General features: G+C 60.9%; 19 protein-coding genes. 7 read left to right on the top strand and 12 right to left on the bottom strand.

Annotated elements, in window-relative coordinates; translation table 11 throughout:
- Positions 1–30 precede the first annotated feature (30 nt).
- From CCR94_RS02390 to CCR94_RS02370, 5 genes are all read right to left on the bottom strand, one after another.
- The gene (locus tag CCR94_RS02390; RefSeq protein WP_104506286.1) at positions 31–3,081 is read right to left on the bottom strand and encodes a secretion protein; all 3,051 of its coding nucleotides are present in this window, start codon (positions 3,079–3,081) and stop codon (positions 31–33) included.
- A gap of 44 nt (positions 3,082–3,125) precedes the next feature.
- Positions 3,126–3,659, bottom strand: a complete 534-nt coding sequence (locus tag CCR94_RS24375; RefSeq protein ID WP_146089822.1) for a hypothetical protein — start codon at positions 3,657–3,659, stop codon at positions 3,126–3,128.
- An 11-nt stretch (positions 3,660–3,670) separates the two neighbouring features.
- Positions 3,671–4,096, bottom strand: coding sequence for a hypothetical protein (locus CCR94_RS02380; RefSeq protein ID WP_206605756.1), 426 nt, complete (start codon positions 4,094–4,096; stop codon positions 3,671–3,673).
- A gap of 92 nt (positions 4,097–4,188) precedes the next feature.
- Complete coding sequence (locus CCR94_RS02375) at positions 4,189–4,725, bottom strand: hypothetical protein (RefSeq protein WP_104506284.1); 537 nt, start codon at positions 4,723–4,725, stop codon at positions 4,189–4,191.
- 11 nt (positions 4,726–4,736) lie between these two features.
- Entirely contained in the window at positions 4,737–6,173 is a 1,437-nt protein-coding gene (locus tag CCR94_RS02370) for a hypothetical protein (protein WP_146089821.1), read from the bottom strand.
- Between the two features lie 232 nt (positions 6,174–6,405).
- On the opposite strand from CCR94_RS02370, the gene CCR94_RS02365 reads away from it, so the two are divergent.
- From CCR94_RS02365 to CCR94_RS02350, 3 genes are all read left to right on the top strand, one after another.
- Positions 6,406–6,774, top strand: coding sequence for a hypothetical protein (locus CCR94_RS02365; RefSeq protein ID WP_104506282.1), 369 nt, complete (start codon positions 6,406–6,408; stop codon positions 6,772–6,774).
- A 225-nt stretch (positions 6,775–6,999) separates the two neighbouring features.
- On the top strand, positions 7,000–7,308 hold the full coding sequence (locus tag CCR94_RS26525; RefSeq protein ID WP_158254581.1) for a transposase family protein: 309 nt from the start codon (positions 7,000–7,002) through the stop codon (positions 7,306–7,308).
- A complete protein-coding gene (locus tag CCR94_RS02350; RefSeq protein ID WP_146089820.1) occupies positions 7,266–8,405 on the top strand; it encodes an ISL3 family transposase in 1,140 nt (379 codons plus the stop codon). Before CCR94_RS26525 ends, CCR94_RS02350 begins: the two co-directional genes overlap by 43 nt.
- 68 nt (positions 8,406–8,473) lie before the next feature.
- Here CCR94_RS02350 and istB read toward each other — a convergent pair whose 3' ends face one another.
- The 7 genes from istB to CCR94_RS02315 all read right to left on the bottom strand — a co-directional run bounded on the left by istB (position 8,474) and on the right by CCR94_RS02315 (position 15,491).
- Positions 8,474–9,220, bottom strand: coding sequence for an IS21-like element helper ATPase IstB (gene istB / locus CCR94_RS02345; protein ID WP_104506278.1), 747 nt, complete (start codon positions 9,218–9,220; stop codon positions 8,474–8,476).
- Positions 9,221–9,230: 10 nt separating this feature from the next.
- Complete coding sequence (istA, locus tag CCR94_RS02340; protein ID WP_170068924.1) at positions 9,231–10,757, bottom strand: IS21 family transposase; 1,527 nt, start codon at positions 10,755–10,757, stop codon at positions 9,231–9,233.
- Positions 10,758–11,003: 246 nt separating this feature from the next.
- The gene (locus CCR94_RS02335; RefSeq protein ID WP_158254580.1) at positions 11,004–12,107 is read right to left on the bottom strand and encodes a DotG/IcmE/VirB10 family type IV secretion system protein; all 1,104 of its coding nucleotides are present in this window, start codon (positions 12,105–12,107) and stop codon (positions 11,004–11,006) included.
- Positions 12,108–12,284: 177 nt separating this feature from the next.
- Positions 12,285–13,196, bottom strand: a complete 912-nt coding sequence (locus CCR94_RS02330) for a DotH/IcmK family type IV secretion protein (RefSeq protein ID WP_244593904.1) — start codon at positions 13,194–13,196, stop codon at positions 12,285–12,287.
- Positions 13,197–13,222: 26 nt separating this feature from the next.
- Positions 13,223–13,852, bottom strand: a complete 630-nt coding sequence (locus CCR94_RS02325; protein WP_104506274.1) for a DotI/IcmL/TraM family protein — start codon at positions 13,850–13,852, stop codon at positions 13,223–13,225.
- Positions 13,853–13,908: 56 nt separating this feature from the next.
- Entirely contained in the window at positions 13,909–14,832 is a 924-nt protein-coding gene (locus tag CCR94_RS02320; RefSeq protein WP_146089819.1) for a hypothetical protein, read from the bottom strand.
- Between the two features lie 314 nt (positions 14,833–15,146).
- The gene (locus CCR94_RS02315; protein ID WP_104506272.1) at positions 15,147–15,491 is read right to left on the bottom strand and encodes a helix-turn-helix domain-containing protein; all 345 of its coding nucleotides are present in this window, start codon (positions 15,489–15,491) and stop codon (positions 15,147–15,149) included.
- Between the two features lie 190 nt (positions 15,492–15,681).
- Between CCR94_RS02315 and CCR94_RS02310 the strand changes: the two genes are divergently transcribed.
- The 4 genes from CCR94_RS02310 to CCR94_RS02295 all read left to right on the top strand — a co-directional run bounded on the left by CCR94_RS02310 (position 15,682) and on the right by CCR94_RS02295 (position 18,386).
- Positions 15,682–16,131, top strand: a complete 450-nt coding sequence (locus CCR94_RS02310) for a hypothetical protein (protein ID WP_146089818.1) — start codon at positions 15,682–15,684, stop codon at positions 16,129–16,131.
- Positions 16,132–16,195: 64 nt separating this feature from the next.
- Positions 16,196–16,615: a hypothetical protein gene (locus CCR94_RS02305; RefSeq protein ID WP_104506270.1), complete on the top strand. Its 420-nt coding sequence runs from the start codon at positions 16,196–16,198 to the stop codon at positions 16,613–16,615.
- On the top strand, positions 16,615–17,151 hold the full coding sequence (locus CCR94_RS02300; RefSeq protein WP_104506269.1) for a hypothetical protein: 537 nt from the start codon (positions 16,615–16,617) through the stop codon (positions 17,149–17,151). The genes CCR94_RS02305 and CCR94_RS02300 overlap by 1 nt, the downstream gene beginning before the upstream one ends.
- 122 nt (positions 17,152–17,273) lie before the next feature.
- Positions 17,274–18,386 carry a hypothetical protein gene (locus tag CCR94_RS02295; RefSeq protein WP_244593903.1) on the top strand — a complete coding sequence of 371 codons (1,113 nt, stop codon included), beginning with the start codon at positions 17,274–17,276 and terminating at the stop codon, positions 18,384–18,386.
- Positions 18,387–18,388: the final 2 nt, after the last annotated feature.

Below are 18,388 nucleotides of genomic sequence, written 5' to 3'. Positions count from 1 at the left end.
GGGGGCGCCTAATTGCGCCCCCTGCCCGATTTATTGCGCGGCTGCGAGAAGCTCGACGCCTTCGTTTTCGTAAGGTCGGAGTTTCAGCCCGACCCCGCGCCCATCAATGATTTCGCTGGCGAGGTCATCGACCACGCCCGCCTCCGCGGCCGCTTCCAAGGCCCCGGTCTTGACCCGGTCGGCCTTGCGCCGCTCGATCTCCTTCAACCCCGAGCCCTTGGGGAACACGATCGCCAGACGCCGCAGCGCTTCCTCGAAGCCCACGGCGGCATAAAGCCGGTTGCGCAAGGCGCTGTCGCCCGGCGTCGTCGAAAGCGCCCAGAGTTCAACCGGCCCGATTTGATTGACGAGAAATTGCTCGTATTTGGCGCCTTCAACCGAAAGCACAAACAGGAACGGCGCGCCATTCGGCCCCGGCCCATGGAGGCTGTGGCGCACCACCTGCGCCGCGGCTTCCGACAGATTGAAGCGTTCGATCGCTCGCTCGGCTTCCTTCTCGTCGCCGACACCCAGGATGAAACGTCCCGTCGATTGCGCGATGATCGCATCGCCCATGTCTTCAAGCCGCTGGCTCGAAAACCCGAGCTGGACATTGTGCTTGCGGCCTTCGCGGGCGTCGAGCTCGGCTTGCGCGCGAACCAGATCGCTGCCCTTCGTGCGATGCCACTCGTCGTAATCGAGCCGCTTGACCGACTCGTAGACTTCCTGAAACCGGCGGGCGTGATAGGGTTGCACAGCCTTCGGCACATATTGCAGATAGTCGGGGATAAGAAAGAAGTTCCTGGCCAGAATATGCCGGCCAAGCAGGTACATGATTTCGGTCTGGCGCTTCGCCGCCGCAGAGCCTTTCGGCGCCACTTCCTGCAAATCCAGCACGATGATCCGCGCCGAGCCGAAGTCGAGCCTGGTCGGTTGATTGAGCGTCGGAAACCGGCGGATCGCGTCACGGATGTAGCGGTCGAACAATTGCGAAGCGCTTTCAGAGGTCATGTCGATCTTCAAGGCCTGGAACATATCCTGGACCTGCTCGGAACGGGCGGCGACGATCAAATCCTCGAGCACCGGCACCGCATGGCGCTGCGCGATTTCCGCCAGTCGAAACTGGCCGCGCTCGCACAGGGCCGAGACCACGTCGCGCCAGATCGGATAATCCAAATGAATCTCGATCCCGTATCGGTCGATCGCCTCGTCGACGAGCGGCTCGACGCCGACCACGTAGCGCTTCGGCGCGCCGCCCGGCACGTCCTTGCAACGCCGATAGGCTTCGTCGACGACGAGCTTGATCATCTGCGTCAAGCCCTCAAACGGCGTCGATGTGTCCGGCGGCAGGGTCAGCAGTGATAGAAACGTCTCGAGAAAAGCCCGTTCAAGCGGCAGGGGATCTTCGCACCCGACCTGCAGATCGAAAATATTGAACTCATAACCGGGAGCGAACTGCATTTTCACATAGATCGCCTCGTGTTCCCGCCGCGGTCCGAGCTTCTCCCGAACCAACCGGACAAAACCCTCGGCCGAGGGACCGATGTCGAGCTTGCCGATCATCGGCAGCTTCGGATTGGCGCCGCCGAGAACGGCAGAGGACAGACACAGGCCGAGATTGATGGTGTTGGCGATCACCGACTTGCCCGATCCAGGCGGCGCGACGAACACATCGATCACCACCGGCCGTTTCGAACCGCCCGCCGGATCGTAAGGCCAGATCGCGCCCGACGGCAGGCGGAACAGCACACTGCCCTCGCGCCATGGCGAAACGGTATGGTTCCACGGCAGCATCGGCAGCGCTTCGCCGAGCAGCGCCAGGGACGGATTGGCGGTCGAGGCCAGCGCGATTCCCGGCACAGTGCTCATGACGCCTTCAAGCGGGTCGCCGGCCATGCGGGTCGCCTTGCAGCCGCCCCAGCCCTCGACCCTTTGCGCCAGCGTCGAGGCCCGGCGGCGAAGGGCGCGCGTTTCGCCGACCTTGGCCCAGGTCGCGAAGGACGCTCGCAGCTTGACGGAGATATGATTGTCTTCCTCCCGCGCCGCCCGGAGCGCGGCGAACCCGCGCTGCAAGTCGCGATTTTGCGGAAAGATCGCAAGGAAAGACGCCCCGATTTCCTTCATGGCCATACCGCCCTGCCCGCCGCCTTCCAGAATAAAACAGCAGCGCCAGGGCGCGCGATCATGACCAAGGGTCGCGGCGAGCTCCACGAAGGGACGAGGATCTTCCGGCCCAATCACGAGATCGACCGAGGCATATTCATAAGCGCCGACTTCCACCACCTGACCGCCGATCGTGATGGCGTCATCGTGAAAGAACTGGCTTCGGATCGAGGGCCACAGCAAGCCCTCCTTGGAGGGGTTCTTCACATCCTCTTCAGGCAGGCGCGGCATCACCCTGTCGCCGATCAGCGTCGGCGCCCACGCCGAGCCCGCCGTCTCCCGATACATCGCCTCGCGCGCCAGGATCAGAGCGTCCCGCGCGGTCATCTCGTCCACGTTGACATCGACTCCCCGCATGGCCTGGATAACGCGGCCGACAAAGCCGTCGTGGTGCGCTGCCATCAACTCGGAGCGCATGTAAAATCTCTGCGCCTCTCCGATCGAGGAACACTGACGGGCCGCCTGGGCGCGCTCCTCTTTCATCTGCTTGGCTTCTTCCTTGTTGAGGACGGCCTTTTGCGTCCACAGGATCAGACAAGCGGATTCAAAGCGCATTGTCTTCGACCACAGTCTCGCGCGCTCATCGAGCAGATCGCTCAGATCGAGGCCAAGCTCCTTGCCGACCTTGCGGCAGGAGTTCAGGCTGACGCGCTCGATCTCCACGCCCGCCATTTCCGGATCGGAGAGATACCAGCCGACGATGGCATGGCCCTTTCCTTCCAGCGTGCCGGACAGTTCAACGCGAAGCGCCTCGGACAAACGCTCGATATCCTTGCGCGTCGACAGGCGCTTCATTCCACCGATACGCAGGAAGCTCAGGTAGTCGCCCTGCTTGGTGACGAGCGCGTCGCCATGCGTGGTCTCGACATCGAGAAACCCCGCGAGGGGCTGCTTCAGCGCCAGCGAAACGCCAGCCAGAAAGCGCGAAATGATTTTCACGGCTTGTCCTCCAAAGTCTCATCAAAGATGTTGAGGCGTCAGTCTCAGGGATGGCCGAGGGGCATGAGGCGAACGCCGTGGAGTCTGCGCGCGCGATCCGCGTAGACTTTGCCGTTGAGTCGCGACATCGCCTGCGCCAGCGCCTTGGGCGACGACGATCCAAGCCGCGCTTCCACTTCCGCGATCCGGCTTCTGAACGCCGCAATCGCAGCTAAAGCCTCGCGCGCTTCGATCGGAACCGACCCATGCAGGACTGCTGTCGATCCTCGTTCCGTCAAATGTTGAACGCCGCAATGGCGAAGCCGAGCATGACACTCGCGAACCAAAGCGATCAACGCCGCTTGCGTCAGTTCCGGAAGCCAGATCAGCACCGCCTCATTGTCGATCGACGGACGATCCAGGCGCCTGACGAGCTGACAATACGCACACGCGCCGTCTGCATCCAGAAACGAAGAAGGCTCCTGTGGTTTTGCAGGGGTTGCGCAAAACCGACAGGAGCCTGAGGCGCCGCTGTTTCCCTCAATGCGGACCCTTCCCGAAGGCGTGGAAGGACGGACGGAAAGAACCAGCGGCGCCATCTGCTGCGCGCTTACTGGAACGACACGACGCCGGCGGTGCTGCTGATCGAGGCGGCGGTGCCGGTGGAGGTCTGCGCCGCCTTGTTGATCCACGTGCCGCCGGTGACGAACAGACCGCAGAGCACCAGGCCGGCGAGGCCCTTGGCGATCATGCCGCTGTCGCGGTTCTCGGCCTGACGCGACTGCCAGAACGCCCACGCGCCGAACACGAAGCAGATGAGCGAGGCAACGTACATCGCGGTGGAGCCGACGAAGCCGCCGGTGGTCGAGAACTCTTGCGCCATCGTTTGCACCTGGCCGCCAATGGTGTTCCCGGCCTGCTGAGCGAGCGCGCCATGGGCTGACAGAGCCAGGGCGGCGCCGGCCGAGGCGACCGGCGCGAGGCGACGCGAAACGGCGGACACAATGTTCTTACGGTTGGAAACGAGATTCTTCACGTGTGACTCCTGGGTTTAAAACGAGGAAGCCTCAGTTGTCCCCCTCGCCATTGACTGTCTCAGCGACCGGCGCGAACTCGATGCGGAAAAATTCAGGTCGTCTGAAAAATTTGTGTGAGCCAGGTCGTGACCTGGATAATGTTGATCAGCATCACGCCAAAGGTGAACTGAACGATGCAACCGGACAGCGTCCGATTGGTCTGGCCGTTGATGATCCCGCGCCACGCGATAAAGGCCCAAAGACACGCCATTGCGCCAAAGCTCTGAAAGAAAGCCGAAAATAAGGTGACGACATTGACAATGGCGTCGCCTGGGGAATTCCCCATCACGTTGCTCGCCGTTGGCGGCGTGTAACTTGTCAGTGAGCCGATGGAGACCTGCATCGAGGTCCCCGCGCTTCCGTTTGCCAATGTCAGCACGCGATCGAAACTCGCGAAAGCGCCCGACATCACCAGCGACGCGAACGGTATCCACGGCCGCCCCTGGAAGGGATTTATGGGTTGCGACTGAAGCCACAAACCCCAGCCTGCAAACAGGAAAGAAGCGATCGCCATGATGTAACAAAACGTGGGGATCATGATGGCGATAGCGTTGCCGATCTCGCCGGCGAAATTAACGAGCCCTTGCATTGGCGTCCTCCTTACTTGATGACGCCACCGGTCGTCACGACGACCCAAGCCTGCCCACGCTGCTCGATCTTGTCGACGCGGCCCCAGCCGGGAACGGTCGAACCCGGAACCACTTCCAGCGGCGCGTCATTGCCACCCGTGCCCAACATGGCGAGACTGGGAGAGGCCGCCTGAATACGATAGGCGCGCTTTTCTCCCGCCGTTTCGACCGCGGGGGCCACCGCCGCCGGCCCCGTCTTCAAGACGACCGCCGCCTTCGGATCTTTCGGCGCCACGACGGCCAAGGGACCGGAATGGCTCGGGTCCTGGGCGCGCGTCGCTGCATCGATCTGCCTGTTGGACTCCGCCAGGGCCATTCGCCGCTGCAAGTCGGCGTAACGATCTTCCGTCGTCGCCGTCAGTTTCGCCTGATCGCTTTCGAGGCGGTTGACCTGACCGTTCAGGTGCGTGATGAGCGCCGCCATTTGGGTCAGACGTTCGAGCAACAAGGTTTCCTTGCGCACCGCGTCCAAACGATCCGCCTCTTTCGCGGGCGACGGCGCTTCCTTTGGCGCGGCGTCCTGCGCGGGCTTGCTCACGATCGGGGCATCGGCAACCGGCCTTTCCGCTTTTTTGCCGACCATGCCGGGATCACTGACAACCGCAACCGCAACCGCATCGGCGTCCGGCTTGGCCGCCGCCCGATCGCCGCTCGGCGCCGGCTTGGCGGCCTCGCCCTCGGCTTTGGACTTTTCGGGCTGTGCTTGCGGGACGTTTTGGACCAGGGCTTGAGGACCGGGCTCAATCTTATCGACGGGCTTCGGGGTCGCGTCGGCCGGGTCCTTGGGCTTAAGAGCCAAGAGCTCCTGCATGGGATCGCCGCCCTTCACCCGCGTCTGCGGCATTGGCGTTTGGATCTCAGCCTTCGGCACTAATGCAAGCGAAGCCGCTGGCGCCAGCACGCTCGGATGGCTCATCCCCGGTTCGGCGACCACCACGCGCTTTTGGCTCCCCGGCCAGAACACGAAGCCAGCCGCGGCGACCGCGACCAAAGCGAGGGCGGAGACAAACACAATCTTTCGATCCCGCTTGTTTTTCGCTGCTTGCGCCACATCGTCGTCCGTGACGTCGAGCCCCTCGCCTTCCGTCCGCCCCTCGCTCGCTTCCGAAAGCGACGCCGACGATTCCGCGCCAATGCCTTGTTCAACTGAGCCCGCGTCGCCGCCACCCTGCGCCGTCTTCGGCTTGCCGAACGAGGCCAGGAACCGCGCGACCGCCCCCTTCAACCCGCCTTTGGCGTGATCGTCATCGTCGGGGCCGTACTCATCGTCATCGAGCAGTGCTTGGGACGCGCCCTCGCCGGGCAATCCAATCGGGACGTCCTGATCGATCGCCTTTTGCAAGTGGCCATCGCTCTCGGCAGGACGCTGGCCGACCTTAATTTCCATATTCATGACATGCTCCTCCATGGGAGCGACCAGCATGCCAAGCGATTGCGCGAAGACCGGCGCGAAAAAAACCGGCGGGCAAAAAGAGGCTATCCGTCATCTGAGGTTTACGCCTGAACGACGGGGCAAAAACGCGCTCCGTCATTTGGGGTTGATATTTCCGAGAATCGGCGCTTGACATCTGCGCCAGAATGTCCTAATTTTAGGACACGGACGGAAGGGGATTAGCCCCGCCGGAAACGGGAGAGACCCGATGACCACCAAGACGATATCTTACCTGACCGCCCTCATCTTCAACGACGATCTTGATGAGAGCCGCTCAGCCAAGGCCCTTGTGGCGCAGGCTGATGCTTCCGCCCAAGTGAAGATCACCCATTACGCCAACCTTGGCGCCGAACCGTTCAGCCGCGCCGCTGCTGCTCTGATCGCTTGGGCCGGCGACGGAAACGAAGCTCCTGTGCGCCGCGCGTTCCGCGAGTTTCTCCCCGAGCAACTGTCTGACGGACGTTTCTTTCATATCGTCGCGACCAACGCCCCGACCTCGGCTCAGATCATCGCGGAATTTGAAGATGCCGACCTTAGCGACGAAGAATATTACACCCTGATCGACGACGGTCGCTGACATGAGCTGCAAGCTACTGCGCGACACTGGCGAGGCCCTATACGGGTCTCGTTGGCAATCTGAGCTGGCGCGCGATCTCAATGTCGCGGATCGCACTATGCGCCGTTGGGCAGCTGGTACGGATGACCCGCCGCAGGGCGTGGCGATTGATCTTCTCCGGCTTTGCGATGAGCGGGCGCAGACTTTAGACGAGCTTCGCGGACGGCTGAGAGCCGCATCTATCCAGTGAAAGAACGCAAGTTTCTGGCAGGAAACCAGACCGACCTTCTTCATCTGAGTAATTTATACGCATCTTCAACGTACAAAGAAGACGGAAGCCTTATCGTTGAAGCATCGACCTTAACTCCTCGCGTTCACAGATGCGGGCTGTTCTGCGAACTGGTTAAGTCTGGAACGAAGACAATCAGGTTTCGTGACTTTCCTATTCAGTCTCAGCCAACTTGGCTTGAGATTTCGCGGCAGCGTTTCCGTTGTAAAGAGCACGGAAGACGATCTATGAAGACCTGCCGGACCTCGACACGTCCGCTCGCCTGACAGTTAGGTTCAAGGAACATCTTGAAAAGGAGGCCGTCGCCCGCACGGTCATCGACGCGGCGCGAACGAACGGCGTTGACGAGAACCTTGTCCGCCGCCTATTTGCTACCTACGCCAAGCTGCAACTCTCGAACTATACGGTTCGGATGCCTCGCGTCTTGGGCATGGATGAGAAGTATATCGCCAAAGTCCCCCGGTTCGTGATCGGCGACGTTGAGAACAGGAAGCTTCTCGACATCCGGGAGAACCGCCTGAGCTTGAACCTCGATCAGTATTTCGACCGGATGGAAGGGAAGGATTCGGTCGAGATCATCTACCAGGACATGTACAAGGGCAATCTGACCCTCACGAAACGCCACTTCCGCCGCGCCGTGACGGGCGTCGATAAGTTTCACGTCCTCGCGCTGTCCAATACAGCCGTCGAAATGGTCAGGCGCGACCTCAACAAGAGTTTAGGGAATAGGAAAAGAATAAAGCTCAAGAGCCGGAATAAGCTGTTTCTGGCCCGGTGGGAGACCTGCAAGCGGGAAACACGCAAGCAGCTCAATGATTTCTTTCTCCTATACACTCTCTTGGGGGAAGCCTACTGGCTGAAAGAGAGGCTTTACGGCATCTACGACTGTTCGACCAGAGCGGAGGCGGAACAGGCTCTCACGGACTGGATGAACGGAGTCCAGCCAGATCTCGTCAAGCCGTTCACGGTCGTCACCTCGGCAGTCAAGAACTGGCGACCCTACATGCTCCGCTATTTCGAGCATCCGCTGACCAACGCCTATACCGAGTCGCTGAACGGGCTTATCTCGGAGATCAACCGTGTGGGGCGCGGCTATTCGTTCGAGACGCTCCGGGCCAAAGCCCTGCTCAAATACGGCGACGCCAAGCGCATTATCGACCTGTACAACTTCGACCTGATGAGTTGCGAATCAGACGAGGAGATGCAGTTCCTGATGACGGCTGTCGTCTCGTCTGGCGTGGACATATCAACCCTGACCGACGCCTTGAGGCAGGGGACGCTTTATGTCGATTCCTGCGAAGGCGCCCGGCAATTACGAGATAATGGCGCCCATCGATTCCTGGATGATGCCGCCCCCCGGTAACGGGATGATGGCGCCCGGGTCGTGGGGCATGCTGGCTTAGGTTTCTTGGCGCCTGAAACGGCGCCTGGTCAAGAGGCGATCACGCTCTTGGCGCGAGCGCGCCGCAGGCTTTCTCCTGTCAGTTCGATGCGATGGGCGTTGTGGACGAGGCGATCCATGATCGCGTCCGCGTAAGTGGGATCGCCGACAATTTCATGCCAGCGATCCACCGGAAGCTGAGACGTGACGAGCGTGGATTTGCGCCCATAGCGCTCTTCGAGGATTTCCAGCAGATCGTGTCGCGCCGCGGCGTCGAGCGGTTCAAGGCCCCAGTCGTCCAGCACCAGGAGATCGGCGCGCCCGAGCGAGCGCAGCAGACGGGCATGGCGACCGTCGCCGCGCGCGAGGGCGAGTTCCTCGAACAACCGAGGAACCCGCTGATACAGGACGGAGCGGTTATCCCGGCAGGCCTTGTGGCCAAGCGCCGAGGCGAGCCAACTTTTGCCGACCCCTGTTGGCCCGACCAGGGCCAGATTGTCGTGGGCGTCGATCCAGTCGCCCTTGATGAGTTTTTGCATCATGGCGCGGTCGAGGCCGCGCGGGCTGCGATAGTCGATGTCTTCGATACAGGCCTGCTGGCGCAGTTTCGCGGCGCGCAGCCTTGCGGCCATTCGCTTGTCCTGGCGCAGGGAGGCCTCGCGATCGAGCAGAAGACCCAGCCATTCCGGATGGCTGAGTCCGCCGGCCTCACTGGAGGCCGCGACTTCGACGAAGGCCTTGGCCATGCCGTGCAGGCCGAGGGCGTGGAGTTGGTCGAGCGTTGGATGTTTGAGCAAGAGCAGTCTCCTAATTGTAATAGCGCGGGCCGCGGATGTTGGCGTGCAGGATCGTCGGCGCCTCCGCGGCGCGCTTTTCGGCGGGCCGGCGATCGAGCTTCTTGTCGAGGATGGATTTGACCGAGGAATAGGTGCGCGCTCCGATGGCGATGGCGCGCTCGGCCGCCGCCTCGACACGCTCGTCGCCATAGGAGTTCGCCAGGCGAACGATGCCCAGGCAGGCGCGGAAGCCCTGCTCTGGATGAGGGCGACGCTCGATGATCTGCTCGCACAAGACCGCAGTCGCCGGCCCGATCCGCTTGGCGTCGGCGCGGATTTTGTCGATCGTCCAGGTCTTGTAGCGGCGATGGCTGGACGGCATGTGGTCGGCCACCGTGGTGTGGCCGTGATTGCCGCTCATGCGAAGATGGGCGGCGATCCGCTCGCCACGGAGGAATATCTCCACCGTCCTGACGGTGAGCCGGGCCTCAACCTCGGCGCGGGCGAAGCGGTGGGGAACCGAGTAATAATGGCTGGAGACTTCGACGTGGTAGTCGACGCCGACCCGGCAGGTTTTCCATTGCGCGAACTCGTACGGTTCGACCGGCAGGGCCTTGAGCGCCGGCCGGTCGATGTCCTCCAGCAATTGCCGACGGGTGAAGCCGAGGCGCCGGATCGTTCGTTCGTCATTGAGTTGCCTCAGCATTTCGACGATGGCGGCGTTCAGGTCCGCCAGGCTGTAAAAGGTGCGCCGGCGCAGCCGTCCGAGCAGCCAGCGTTCGACGATCAGCACGGCACGCTCGACCTTGGCCTTGTCGCGCGGCTTGCGGGGTCGCGTCGGCAGGATGGCGGTGGAGTAATGGGTCGCCATCTCGGTGTAGGTTCGGTTGACGTCGGGATCGTAAAAACAGGCTTTAATGACCGCCGTCTTCGTGTTGTCGGGAACGAGGAGTTCCGGGACGCCGCCAATCGCCGAGAAGGCGCGGACGTGGGCGTCGATCCAATCAGGCAGCGCCTGCGTCCAGCTGGCGCAGGCGAAGGTGAAGCTCGACGCGCCGAGAACGGCGACAAAGACCTGAGCCTCGCGCATTTCCCCGGTCAGCCGATCGATCACAACGGGCACGGTGTCGCCGGCGTAATCGACAAACAGCCGCTCGCCGGCGGCATAGGTCTGCCGCATTGTCACCGACAGCGTCTTCGCAAAGCCCCGGTAGAGGTCGCAAAACCGCGAGTAGCTGTAACCGCCCGGATTGGCGGCGATATATTCGTCCCAGAGGATCGTCAGGGTGACGTGCTTGCGCTTCAACTCGCGATGGATGGTCGCCCAATCCGGCTCGGAGACACGACGATGTCCCCGCCTGCTGCGGCGATTGGCGTAGAGAACGCCTTCCAACTCGGCCTCGGCCATGCTCTCTGCTTGCGGCCAGGACAGCCCCGCGCTTTCTGCTCTTCGCAGTGTTTCGCGCACGCTCGAACGCGCCATGCCGAGCCGCCGGGCGATTTCGTGCGCCGAGACAGACGAAAATTTCAGTCGAATGATTTCGCGCGCCTGGCGCATGGAAATTCGCTCCGCTGGCATCGATTGCTCCCTTGGATTGCCAAAGGAGCGACTTTGAACATGCCAGCGGCGGCCCCCGTCCTTCACGAAATCCCCCGGGCGGGATCATCTCGTAATGGGGGGCGCCATCATCCAGGAATTGGGGGGCGCCTTCGTCAGGAATCTACACTTTAGGCCGATATCAACCCCGTATGACGGATAGCTCAAAAAGACCGCCGGTTTCCGTGCGCCGTGCTGCGACCAGAACTATTTTGCTATGACGTCCGAGAGAAACATGACGCCGACGCCGACATTGGCGTCGAGATGAATCGTCGGACCTTTCGGCGTATTTTGCGAGAGTTCCTTTCCAATCGCCTGGGCCGCCGCACCCGCTCCGATCCATCCCTGTTGCGAAAGACTCATGGGGCCAATCGATTGCGTCACGCCGCCATACGGCGAAACCGACGTGGTCGTGTTGCTCATGGCCGCAGCTTGCCCGACGCCCTGAATGAATGCGGCCGCCGCAGGCAAAGCAAAGCGCTCAAGATAGTGCTCGTCGATATCCGACGCGACAGACGTCTCCATCGAATCGGGCGCAATGACCAGGCCCGAAACACTGACCTCCTCACTGTTGTGGATCACCTTCGAAACGCGCACCACCATTCGGTCAGTACCGGACTTCTGGAACGACCCGATCATCCGATCCCCCGCGAGCGGACTCGTGTCGGCTTCAAGAACGATCGGTCCGCCCGAATCCGTCGTCACGGCCAAAACCGTGTGGGCGTAAACACCGCGACCGCCGGGAACCAGCACCGTGCCCTTGGTCGAGACCGATCCGCCAGCGATTGCGCTCGACCCCGTGTTCGTCTCCCGCGCCCTCTGCCCGGATGACGCCCGCGGGCCTTTCTCATCGTCTGGCATCACCACGACAGTCCGCGGCGGATGAATGTCCCACTGCGCCAACGTATTTTCGTAAGACCGGCGGCGTTCGGGCGTGACGCCCGGATCGGCGTCCTCCGAGGTCATCGCCACCTTTTCGATTTTTGGCGTTTCGTCAGGCATAACCGGCAAGGCTTGGAACGCGTCGCGTTCCGGCGCGCGTTCGGGCGGCGTAAATTGCGGGGGCGGCGCCGCCACCACCTTGATCGGCGCGGGTTCAGCGCTCGCGGGCGGAGGCGCGTCGGCGCCCACTTCACGAACCTGCAAAGGCTGCGATCCCGGCATGGCCGGCGTGTAGGATTGGGCCTTGCTCTCGGCCTTCGCCGCTTCGGCGTTGGCATGCTTGATCCGCAGCGCTTCCTGAGCCGGCGTGCTTTCCGTACCGCCCGGCAACAGGTTCATCTTGTGCATCTTGGCGACCTGCGAATTCATGTTCGCCTTGTCACGCCGTTTGGCCAAGACAAACACAAGGCTCACCATCAAGACGAGACACACGACGATCGCAACGAGGCGCGCGGGACCGCCCTTGCCGGCCGCGCTGAGGAACCCGCGCTTGAATCCGCGCGATGCCGTTTTTGTAGAAATTACAGGCTGTTCGATGGTCATGGTTCAGGGCTCCGAAAGCGAGGCGGACACCGTCGCGCCATTCTTGGAGAGGAGAACGACCGGCGTCGCCGGCAGCGAATAAACGGTCACATTGCCTTCGGCCGCTTCCGACGCGAACCATTCCGGCGACACCAGTTGGTAGATCGTGCGAATGACGACACGGTCCCCGATCTTCCACGCCCGAAAATCATCGGGGCTGACCCCGCTGACATTGAGCGGCACGGCGTCGGCGGGCGGCACACCCTGGAGCATCGCCGTCAGGAACGGCGATGCGGTATCGGGGGCGGACGGGCCGGTGACGGGGCCGCGCGCGTTGGGTCCGCGTTTGCTGACATGCACGGTCAGATCCGCGTCATAGACGCCGCCGCCGCCTACCAGCAGGAACGACAACGGCTTCGGCGCGTTCTTCAGATTGACCACCAGGCCGCCGCGCGGCTCGATGGACGCCGGCGATATCTGGAGGACGTTGCTGCCAACAGTCGGCGTACACACATAAAATCCGACCGAGGCCACGCCCGGTCCACCGCCGCCCGCCGGCGTTTCACTGCATGTCGAGCCGCCGCCGCCCGCCGGATTGGAATTGGTGTTCCATTCGATCGGCCACGGCTGGCCAGTGTCGTCGAAGAACGAAATCGCGGTGGGATAGCCTTTGACCAGCCGCACGATCGGCGTGGTCTCGCCGGGCGCAAAGCCGACATTCACGCGCGTCGCCTGCGGCGCGGCGCGCTGCGTATTCACTTCCTCCTGCGCGCGGCGAGTCTCACCAACGCGTTTGCCAATTTCTCGGATGATGTCAGGGTTGAGGGGAATGCTCTCTTCCTCTTTCCCTTGACGTCCTCCGCCGCCCGCCACGCCGTTTTGTTGTGCAAATGCGGTCACAGACGACGACAACACGGCCAAAGCGACCACGCACACGTGAATTGCTTTCATGTTCGACCCCTCTATTGCGCTTTGGCGACGAGCTGATCGATAACCAGACCTTCGGTATGGTCCTCAGCATTGGTGCGTTTGACCGACGCGGTCAGCATCATCTTTTGAGAATTGGCCTCCTGCGAATTCTGACAGGTTTGCGCAACTGGCACTTGCACCTTGTACGTCAGGGCTCCATCGACGAACGAGGTGTCGACAATGATGGCGGCGCGCTGTTGCTGCGCATAGCAAAGCAACATGCCCTTCTTCATTGCTTCGAAATTGCCGCTCGAAATATAACTCTCCGCGAACGACTTCCACCCGCTTGCCGAGAATTTGCGGCCGGCGCGGTTCAGTTGTTCTGCGTAGTCGTGATAATTGACGTTATACGGCGCAAGAATCGCCGTAACGGTCCAGTTGAGCAGCTGTGTGTCGTCCATAATCGGACTGTCGACGGGCTTCACCTCCTTCGGAGGATTTTTCCCATCTATAATGAAATACTTGGGCGTCGGCGGATTGGCCCAAATATAAATGTCGTGCACGACAAAGGCGATAAGGAAGGCGCAAAGCCCCATCACAAGGGCAATGCTCTTGTTGACGAGCGCCGCCTGAAAGTCGGGATCGGAGAGTTTTCGCATGATCGCAGCGTTCTGGTTGTCCATGGATCAACCTTCCCCGCTGTCGGCGCGAACTCGTACTCCTGTTTTTTGAGTTTCGCTCAGGCGACCACGAAATGTGCGGCGCAATCGCGCTCCTGGCGCTTCTTGGCGAATTTCGCCCGCCAGAATTCCCGGCAGGTTTTACGCGGCCCGCCTCGCACCCGCGAATACCAAAAATGATGACCTGTGCCTTCGCAGATGCGCCACTGAAGGAGCCAAAGCGCGATAAAGCTTTCCGCGCGCGGTATGATTTCTTCCTCGGGAAGCGTCTCGACGGCTTTCTTGGTGCGGTCCCGGAAGGCCATCATCCGACTCAACTGATCGGCCACGGCTTTAGGAGAAAAGGAAATACCAGTTTCTTGGGTCAGACGGATCGCGATCGCGGAATTGCTCAATCCCGCAAAAGCCAGATAGGAGCAATATTTACCCCGCTCTGGAGTCCAGCGATCTTCTGGCTTCGCCTTCGGTTCGTTCTGCAACATCCCCGCAATACGGCGAAGCGGCTTCTTCACCGCATCGATCAGCGGCTTTGGCAACCAAGACACCGGCGTAGCCGCGCAGGCTTCCGGTGAGCGTTCCTGAAGTTCGCCGCGTCTGCGCGGTTCGAGGCCGAGCCGCTTGCGTTTGGAATACAGGCTGCCATTCGACCGGCCAATCGCCGCCACGATGCAACGCGTCGAGACATTCTCAATCCACAAAGTAATAAACCGACGCATGTCCTCGATGGTCCATCCACGCGGACCAAGCTTGCGCATGGGCCGATCATGCGGTTTCGGCAAATCGAGCGCGGCCGCACGCTCTTCGACGGCCTCGGGCGAGAGTCCAAAAACGGCCGAAAGAAGGCCTATGCCGACACCGCCCAGGGCCAAACGACGAAACAGACGATCGGTCAGCGTCTCGGGCTGTAGCTCCGGCGCGGCTTCCGCGCCGGTAAATGGGAGTGTTTGCCGTTGTGCAATAGAAACAAAGGGTTGAACAGTCATTGTAGAGCCCCTCTTTGGAATGGGCTCACTATGATACAGCTCATTCACGCAGGCAATGGGGCCACTGAGGTATATCAGATTCGACGGTGCGCCGGTCGCGTCACCTCGCTCACCCTAGGTACTGTAAGGGTTTAGTTTTTATTGGCGCCTGATAAAGCCGAGCTAATCAAAAAAAAATTCGCGTATGCTACCCAAGATCGCGCCAGCACGCATGATGGCGCAGTAGCGACAAAGCCTGACATTTAACGGCCTACGCCTCAAAATCGCGGGATAGTTTTTTTCGTCGACATCGTTCTAAATAGTAAAACAGAGAGTCAATCCTGACTTGTATCGGAAAGTGTGATGTTCAATTCTGATCTGGATAGTTCCGAGGCGCCATCAGCCTGCGTTGTGGTTTCCGAAGCCAAATCGTTCAATAATACATTAACCTCAACTTCCAATGCTTCAGCAACGAGAAATACAATAAGAAGAGAAATATTTATTGCGCCACCTTCGATCATAACAACCGTCGTATGGCTAATTCCGACTTTTTCCGCAAATTGCCGACCAGACATTCCTTTAGCCTTGCGTAACGTTCGCACGCGTTGCGCAAGCGTCGTTAATATCCCATCGAAACGTTCGTGCTGCAGATCAGTGAGGTCAGGAGCTTTCTTTCCCATTTTATCAACCCAAGTCCTCTAACGACAAAAGCAAATACCAAAGAACCATAGCTGGACCGAGCGCGAACCGATCTTCGGTTTACACAGAAACGGAAGCCATTTCGAGACCTATCGCCACGGTTTCGCCATTTTTTGAACATGGGTGTTCGCGCCGCTTTGGATCATGGTTTCCGAAAGACAGGAGACTTTGATGAAGCGCACCCTCCCCTTCCTCGTTCTTGTTGTGATGGCGCAGCCTGCCGTCGCGGAATTCTCTTTTGTTTCCAATGAGATTGAAGTACCCGCCAGTCCGGACACGTCACCTGCGCCACAAGTCACGCCATCTCCCGCTCGCAAGCCCCTGACGCGCCCAAAGCACCATGCCTCTGCCGCCTTGCACAGGGCATCCAAACCAGCGCCGAAGACCGTCGCACTCGTTTCCGGTTTCGGCGCCCAAGTCCCCCTGGCTTTCGCCATTCGTCAGATGGTCCCCGATGGCTACGAAATCATTTTGGAGCCACCCGCCGATCCAAACACTCCCGTCGATTGGCAGGGTGGAAAATCCTGGATGCAGGCGCTCGCCAGCGCGGTGAAGCCTCTTGGGCTCTCCACCGTCGTTCACGACAAGACCATCACAATTCGCGCAACCGACAATCATTAATCGTTTCGAACTTCGCGCCAATCACACCGATCCTTCTCCGGGGACCAACCGGAGACTTTTTTCGATGTCAGACACAGCGCCACCCCGCGTCGATTGGCTCGACCTTCCTCAAGCAGACGACGCCTCGATACTCCAAGCGATCCCCGTTGACACCGAGGCCGCGTTCGCCCGCGTGGCCGATCAATTTTGCGCCGTCAACGAACCGCAAGTTTCCTCCCTGGCGGATTATCTCTCGGTCGATCCCGGCCGCGCCCGATTTGAAAAGGTCACGCGGCCGCTTTCGGCAGCGCGTGCGAAGGCCCTTCTGCGCCGCATGACCGCCGCCGGGACGGCGCCATCCTCTTCCGCCCTGCCCGACCACGCCACCGCTCCGCTCGCCCACAAGGCGCTTCTCTCCCGAATTCTCAACCTCTCTCGCATCGCGGCCATGCAACGGGCCTGCGCCGCAGCTTCCACCACGCCGTTCAACGGAGGACAGTTCTGATGAAACGCACCCAACTCGTTATCTTTGCCGCCGCTCTCGCCCTTTCGGCGCCTGCGTCCGCTCAAACCGCCGGCAGCGCCGGATGCGCCGCCATCACGCAGGCGGCAAGCAATGCCATCGCCACGCGCATCTCCGTCGACGACCAGAACATCACTCAGCCCACCTCAGTCAAGAGCCTGTCGTGCCTCGATAACTTCTTCAAGGGCGCAGGTCTGAACGTCGTCACCAACCTGCTCAACCCACAAAATCTGCTGCAATCGATTCAAACGCAAATCTGCAACAAGATCAACAGCCTCTGGAACCAAACGCTCGGTTCGACACAGTGCGGCATCACCTTGACCGGCCTAAAGCTTGGCTTCCTCGGCGGCAGCACGTCCGGCGGCGGAATCTCTTGCCCCAAACTTTCCTTCGGCGGAGGCGGCCCGCCGATTGCGCGCATCGGCACCGGCACGAACAACAGCGGCGGCCTCTACATGTCGGGCAACGCGGTGGCGCCGACCGGCTACCCGATCACCTCCCTCCTCGGACTGTACTGACGCCCGAGACGCGACCCCGATCAAGGATACACGTTATGAAAACGCCTCAATCCCTCACTTCAACCGCCGCCGCGCTCGTCCTTGGAGCAGCCTTTTTTGCGCCCACCACCGCGAACGCCACCATGCCAGTGATCGACTATGCAAGCCTCGCTGTCGACCAGGCCATGAAGTTCATTCAAAACCAAATGAACAACACGCTGAATTCGATAACAGGCCAGCTCGGCGCCAATGGCCCGCTGGCTCAATTGCTCGGCCCCAACACCTACGGCAGCGTCAACCAACTGCTCCAGCAGGGCTTCACGCAAATTTCGAACTACCAAAAGGCTCAGGTCGACGCGCATTCTCAGCTTATTGACGGCCAAAATATTGCAATGGCCCGCGTTCAACGCGACTTCCGCAACGCGCAGATCCGCGACGAACACATAGTCGGATCTACGCACTGCGCGGCGCTCGACGGCGGCCAGGCGGTCATCGCAGGCGCGTCCAAGAGCTGGCAGGTCGCCAAATCGATCACGGACGTTACGGACAAACGTGGTGAGGGCGGCCTCAATCAACCGGGTTATTTCGGGTCCGCGCAAGCCGCGCAAGCCAACAACAATTTGCATTACCAACGCTATTGCAACGACGTCGAAGCGGCGGCCGGGCTTTGCACGATCTCTCAGACGCCAAACGCCGACCAGCAGGCGTCAGCCCTGTTTGTCTCCGGAACCCTTGACGGCCAGGACGGCGTAACCCGCGCCAACGACTATGCGACGTCGCTGATCCAGCCTGTCGTTCCCGGCACTTTGCGCGGCGATCAGATCACGTCAACTCAAGGCGCCGAGGCGATCGCAAGGCGACGCGCCTACAACGCCCGGATGTCGCTCGCGCGGGACGTCACAAGCGTCGCCATCGGCGTGCAGTCGCCTTCGGTCACGCTCACATCCGAACAGCAGCAGGAAATGACGGACGAGGGGCTGCCTGCGACACCGACGGCCTCGTGGCTTCATGCGCTCATGCTCGACACAACCCGCCGACTTTCGAGCACCAACTATCACGGGCAACTCGCATCAATGCCTGCCGCCTCGATCCAACGCGAGATCGCGACCGAACTGGCGCAGACCAATTACCTGCTCGTCCAGCTTTACAAGCTCAACTTGATGCACGCCACGACCTCCGCCGCCCACTTGGCCGAAACCGTCGAGCACAATTACCAGCCCGCTTTCGCCATGCCCTCCCCGAACCTTTCGAATTGATG

It is taken from the genome of Rhodoblastus sphagnicola (assembly GCF_002937075.1).
GTDB lineage: Bacteria > Pseudomonadota > Alphaproteobacteria > Rhizobiales > Beijerinckiaceae > Rhodoblastus > Rhodoblastus sphagnicola.
This window is presented reverse-complemented; position numbering and strand designations above follow the sequence as displayed.

Coding starts and splice junctions, on each gene's coding strand:
- CCR94_RS02335 (WP_158254580.1), bottom strand. CDS start 12,107: ATGAATTCGCAGGTCGCCAAGATGCACAAGATGAACCTGTTGCCGGGC.
- CCR94_RS02300 (WP_104506269.1), top strand. CDS start 16,615: ATGAAACGCACCCAACTCGTTATCTTTGCCGCCGCTCTCGCCCTTTCG.
- CCR94_RS02315 (WP_104506272.1), bottom strand. CDS start 15,491: ATGGGAAAGAAAGCTCCTGACCTCACTGATCTGCAGCACGAACGTTTC.
- CCR94_RS02320 (WP_146089819.1), bottom strand. CDS start 14,832: ATGACTGTTCAACCCTTTGTTTCTATTGCACAACGGCAAACACTCCCA.
- CCR94_RS02305 (WP_104506270.1), top strand. CDS start 16,196: ATGTCAGACACAGCGCCACCCCGCGTCGATTGGCTCGACCTTCCTCAA.
- istA (WP_170068924.1), bottom strand. CDS start 10,757: ATGCGCCAGGCGCGCGAAATCATTCGACTGAAATTTTCGTCTGTCTCG.
- CCR94_RS24375 (WP_146089822.1), bottom strand. CDS start 3,659: ATGGCGCCGCTGGTTCTTTCCGTCCGTCCTTCCACGCCTTCGGGAAGG.
- CCR94_RS02295 (WP_244593903.1), top strand. CDS start 17,274: ATGCCAGTGATCGACTATGCAAGCCTCGCTGTCGACCAGGCCATGAAG.
- CCR94_RS02365 (WP_104506282.1), top strand. CDS start 6,406: ATGACCACCAAGACGATATCTTACCTGACCGCCCTCATCTTCAACGAC.
- CCR94_RS02370 (WP_146089821.1), bottom strand. CDS start 6,173: ATGGAGGAGCATGTCATGAATATGGAAATTAAGGTCGGCCAGCGTCCT.
- CCR94_RS02310 (WP_146089818.1), top strand. CDS start 15,682: ATGAAGCGCACCCTCCCCTTCCTCGTTCTTGTTGTGATGGCGCAGCCT.
- CCR94_RS02325 (WP_104506274.1), bottom strand. CDS start 13,852: ATGGACAACCAGAACGCTGCGATCATGCGAAAACTCTCCGATCCCGAC.
- CCR94_RS02375 (WP_104506284.1), bottom strand. CDS start 4,725: ATGCAAGGGCTCGTTAATTTCGCCGGCGAGATCGGCAACGCTATCGCC.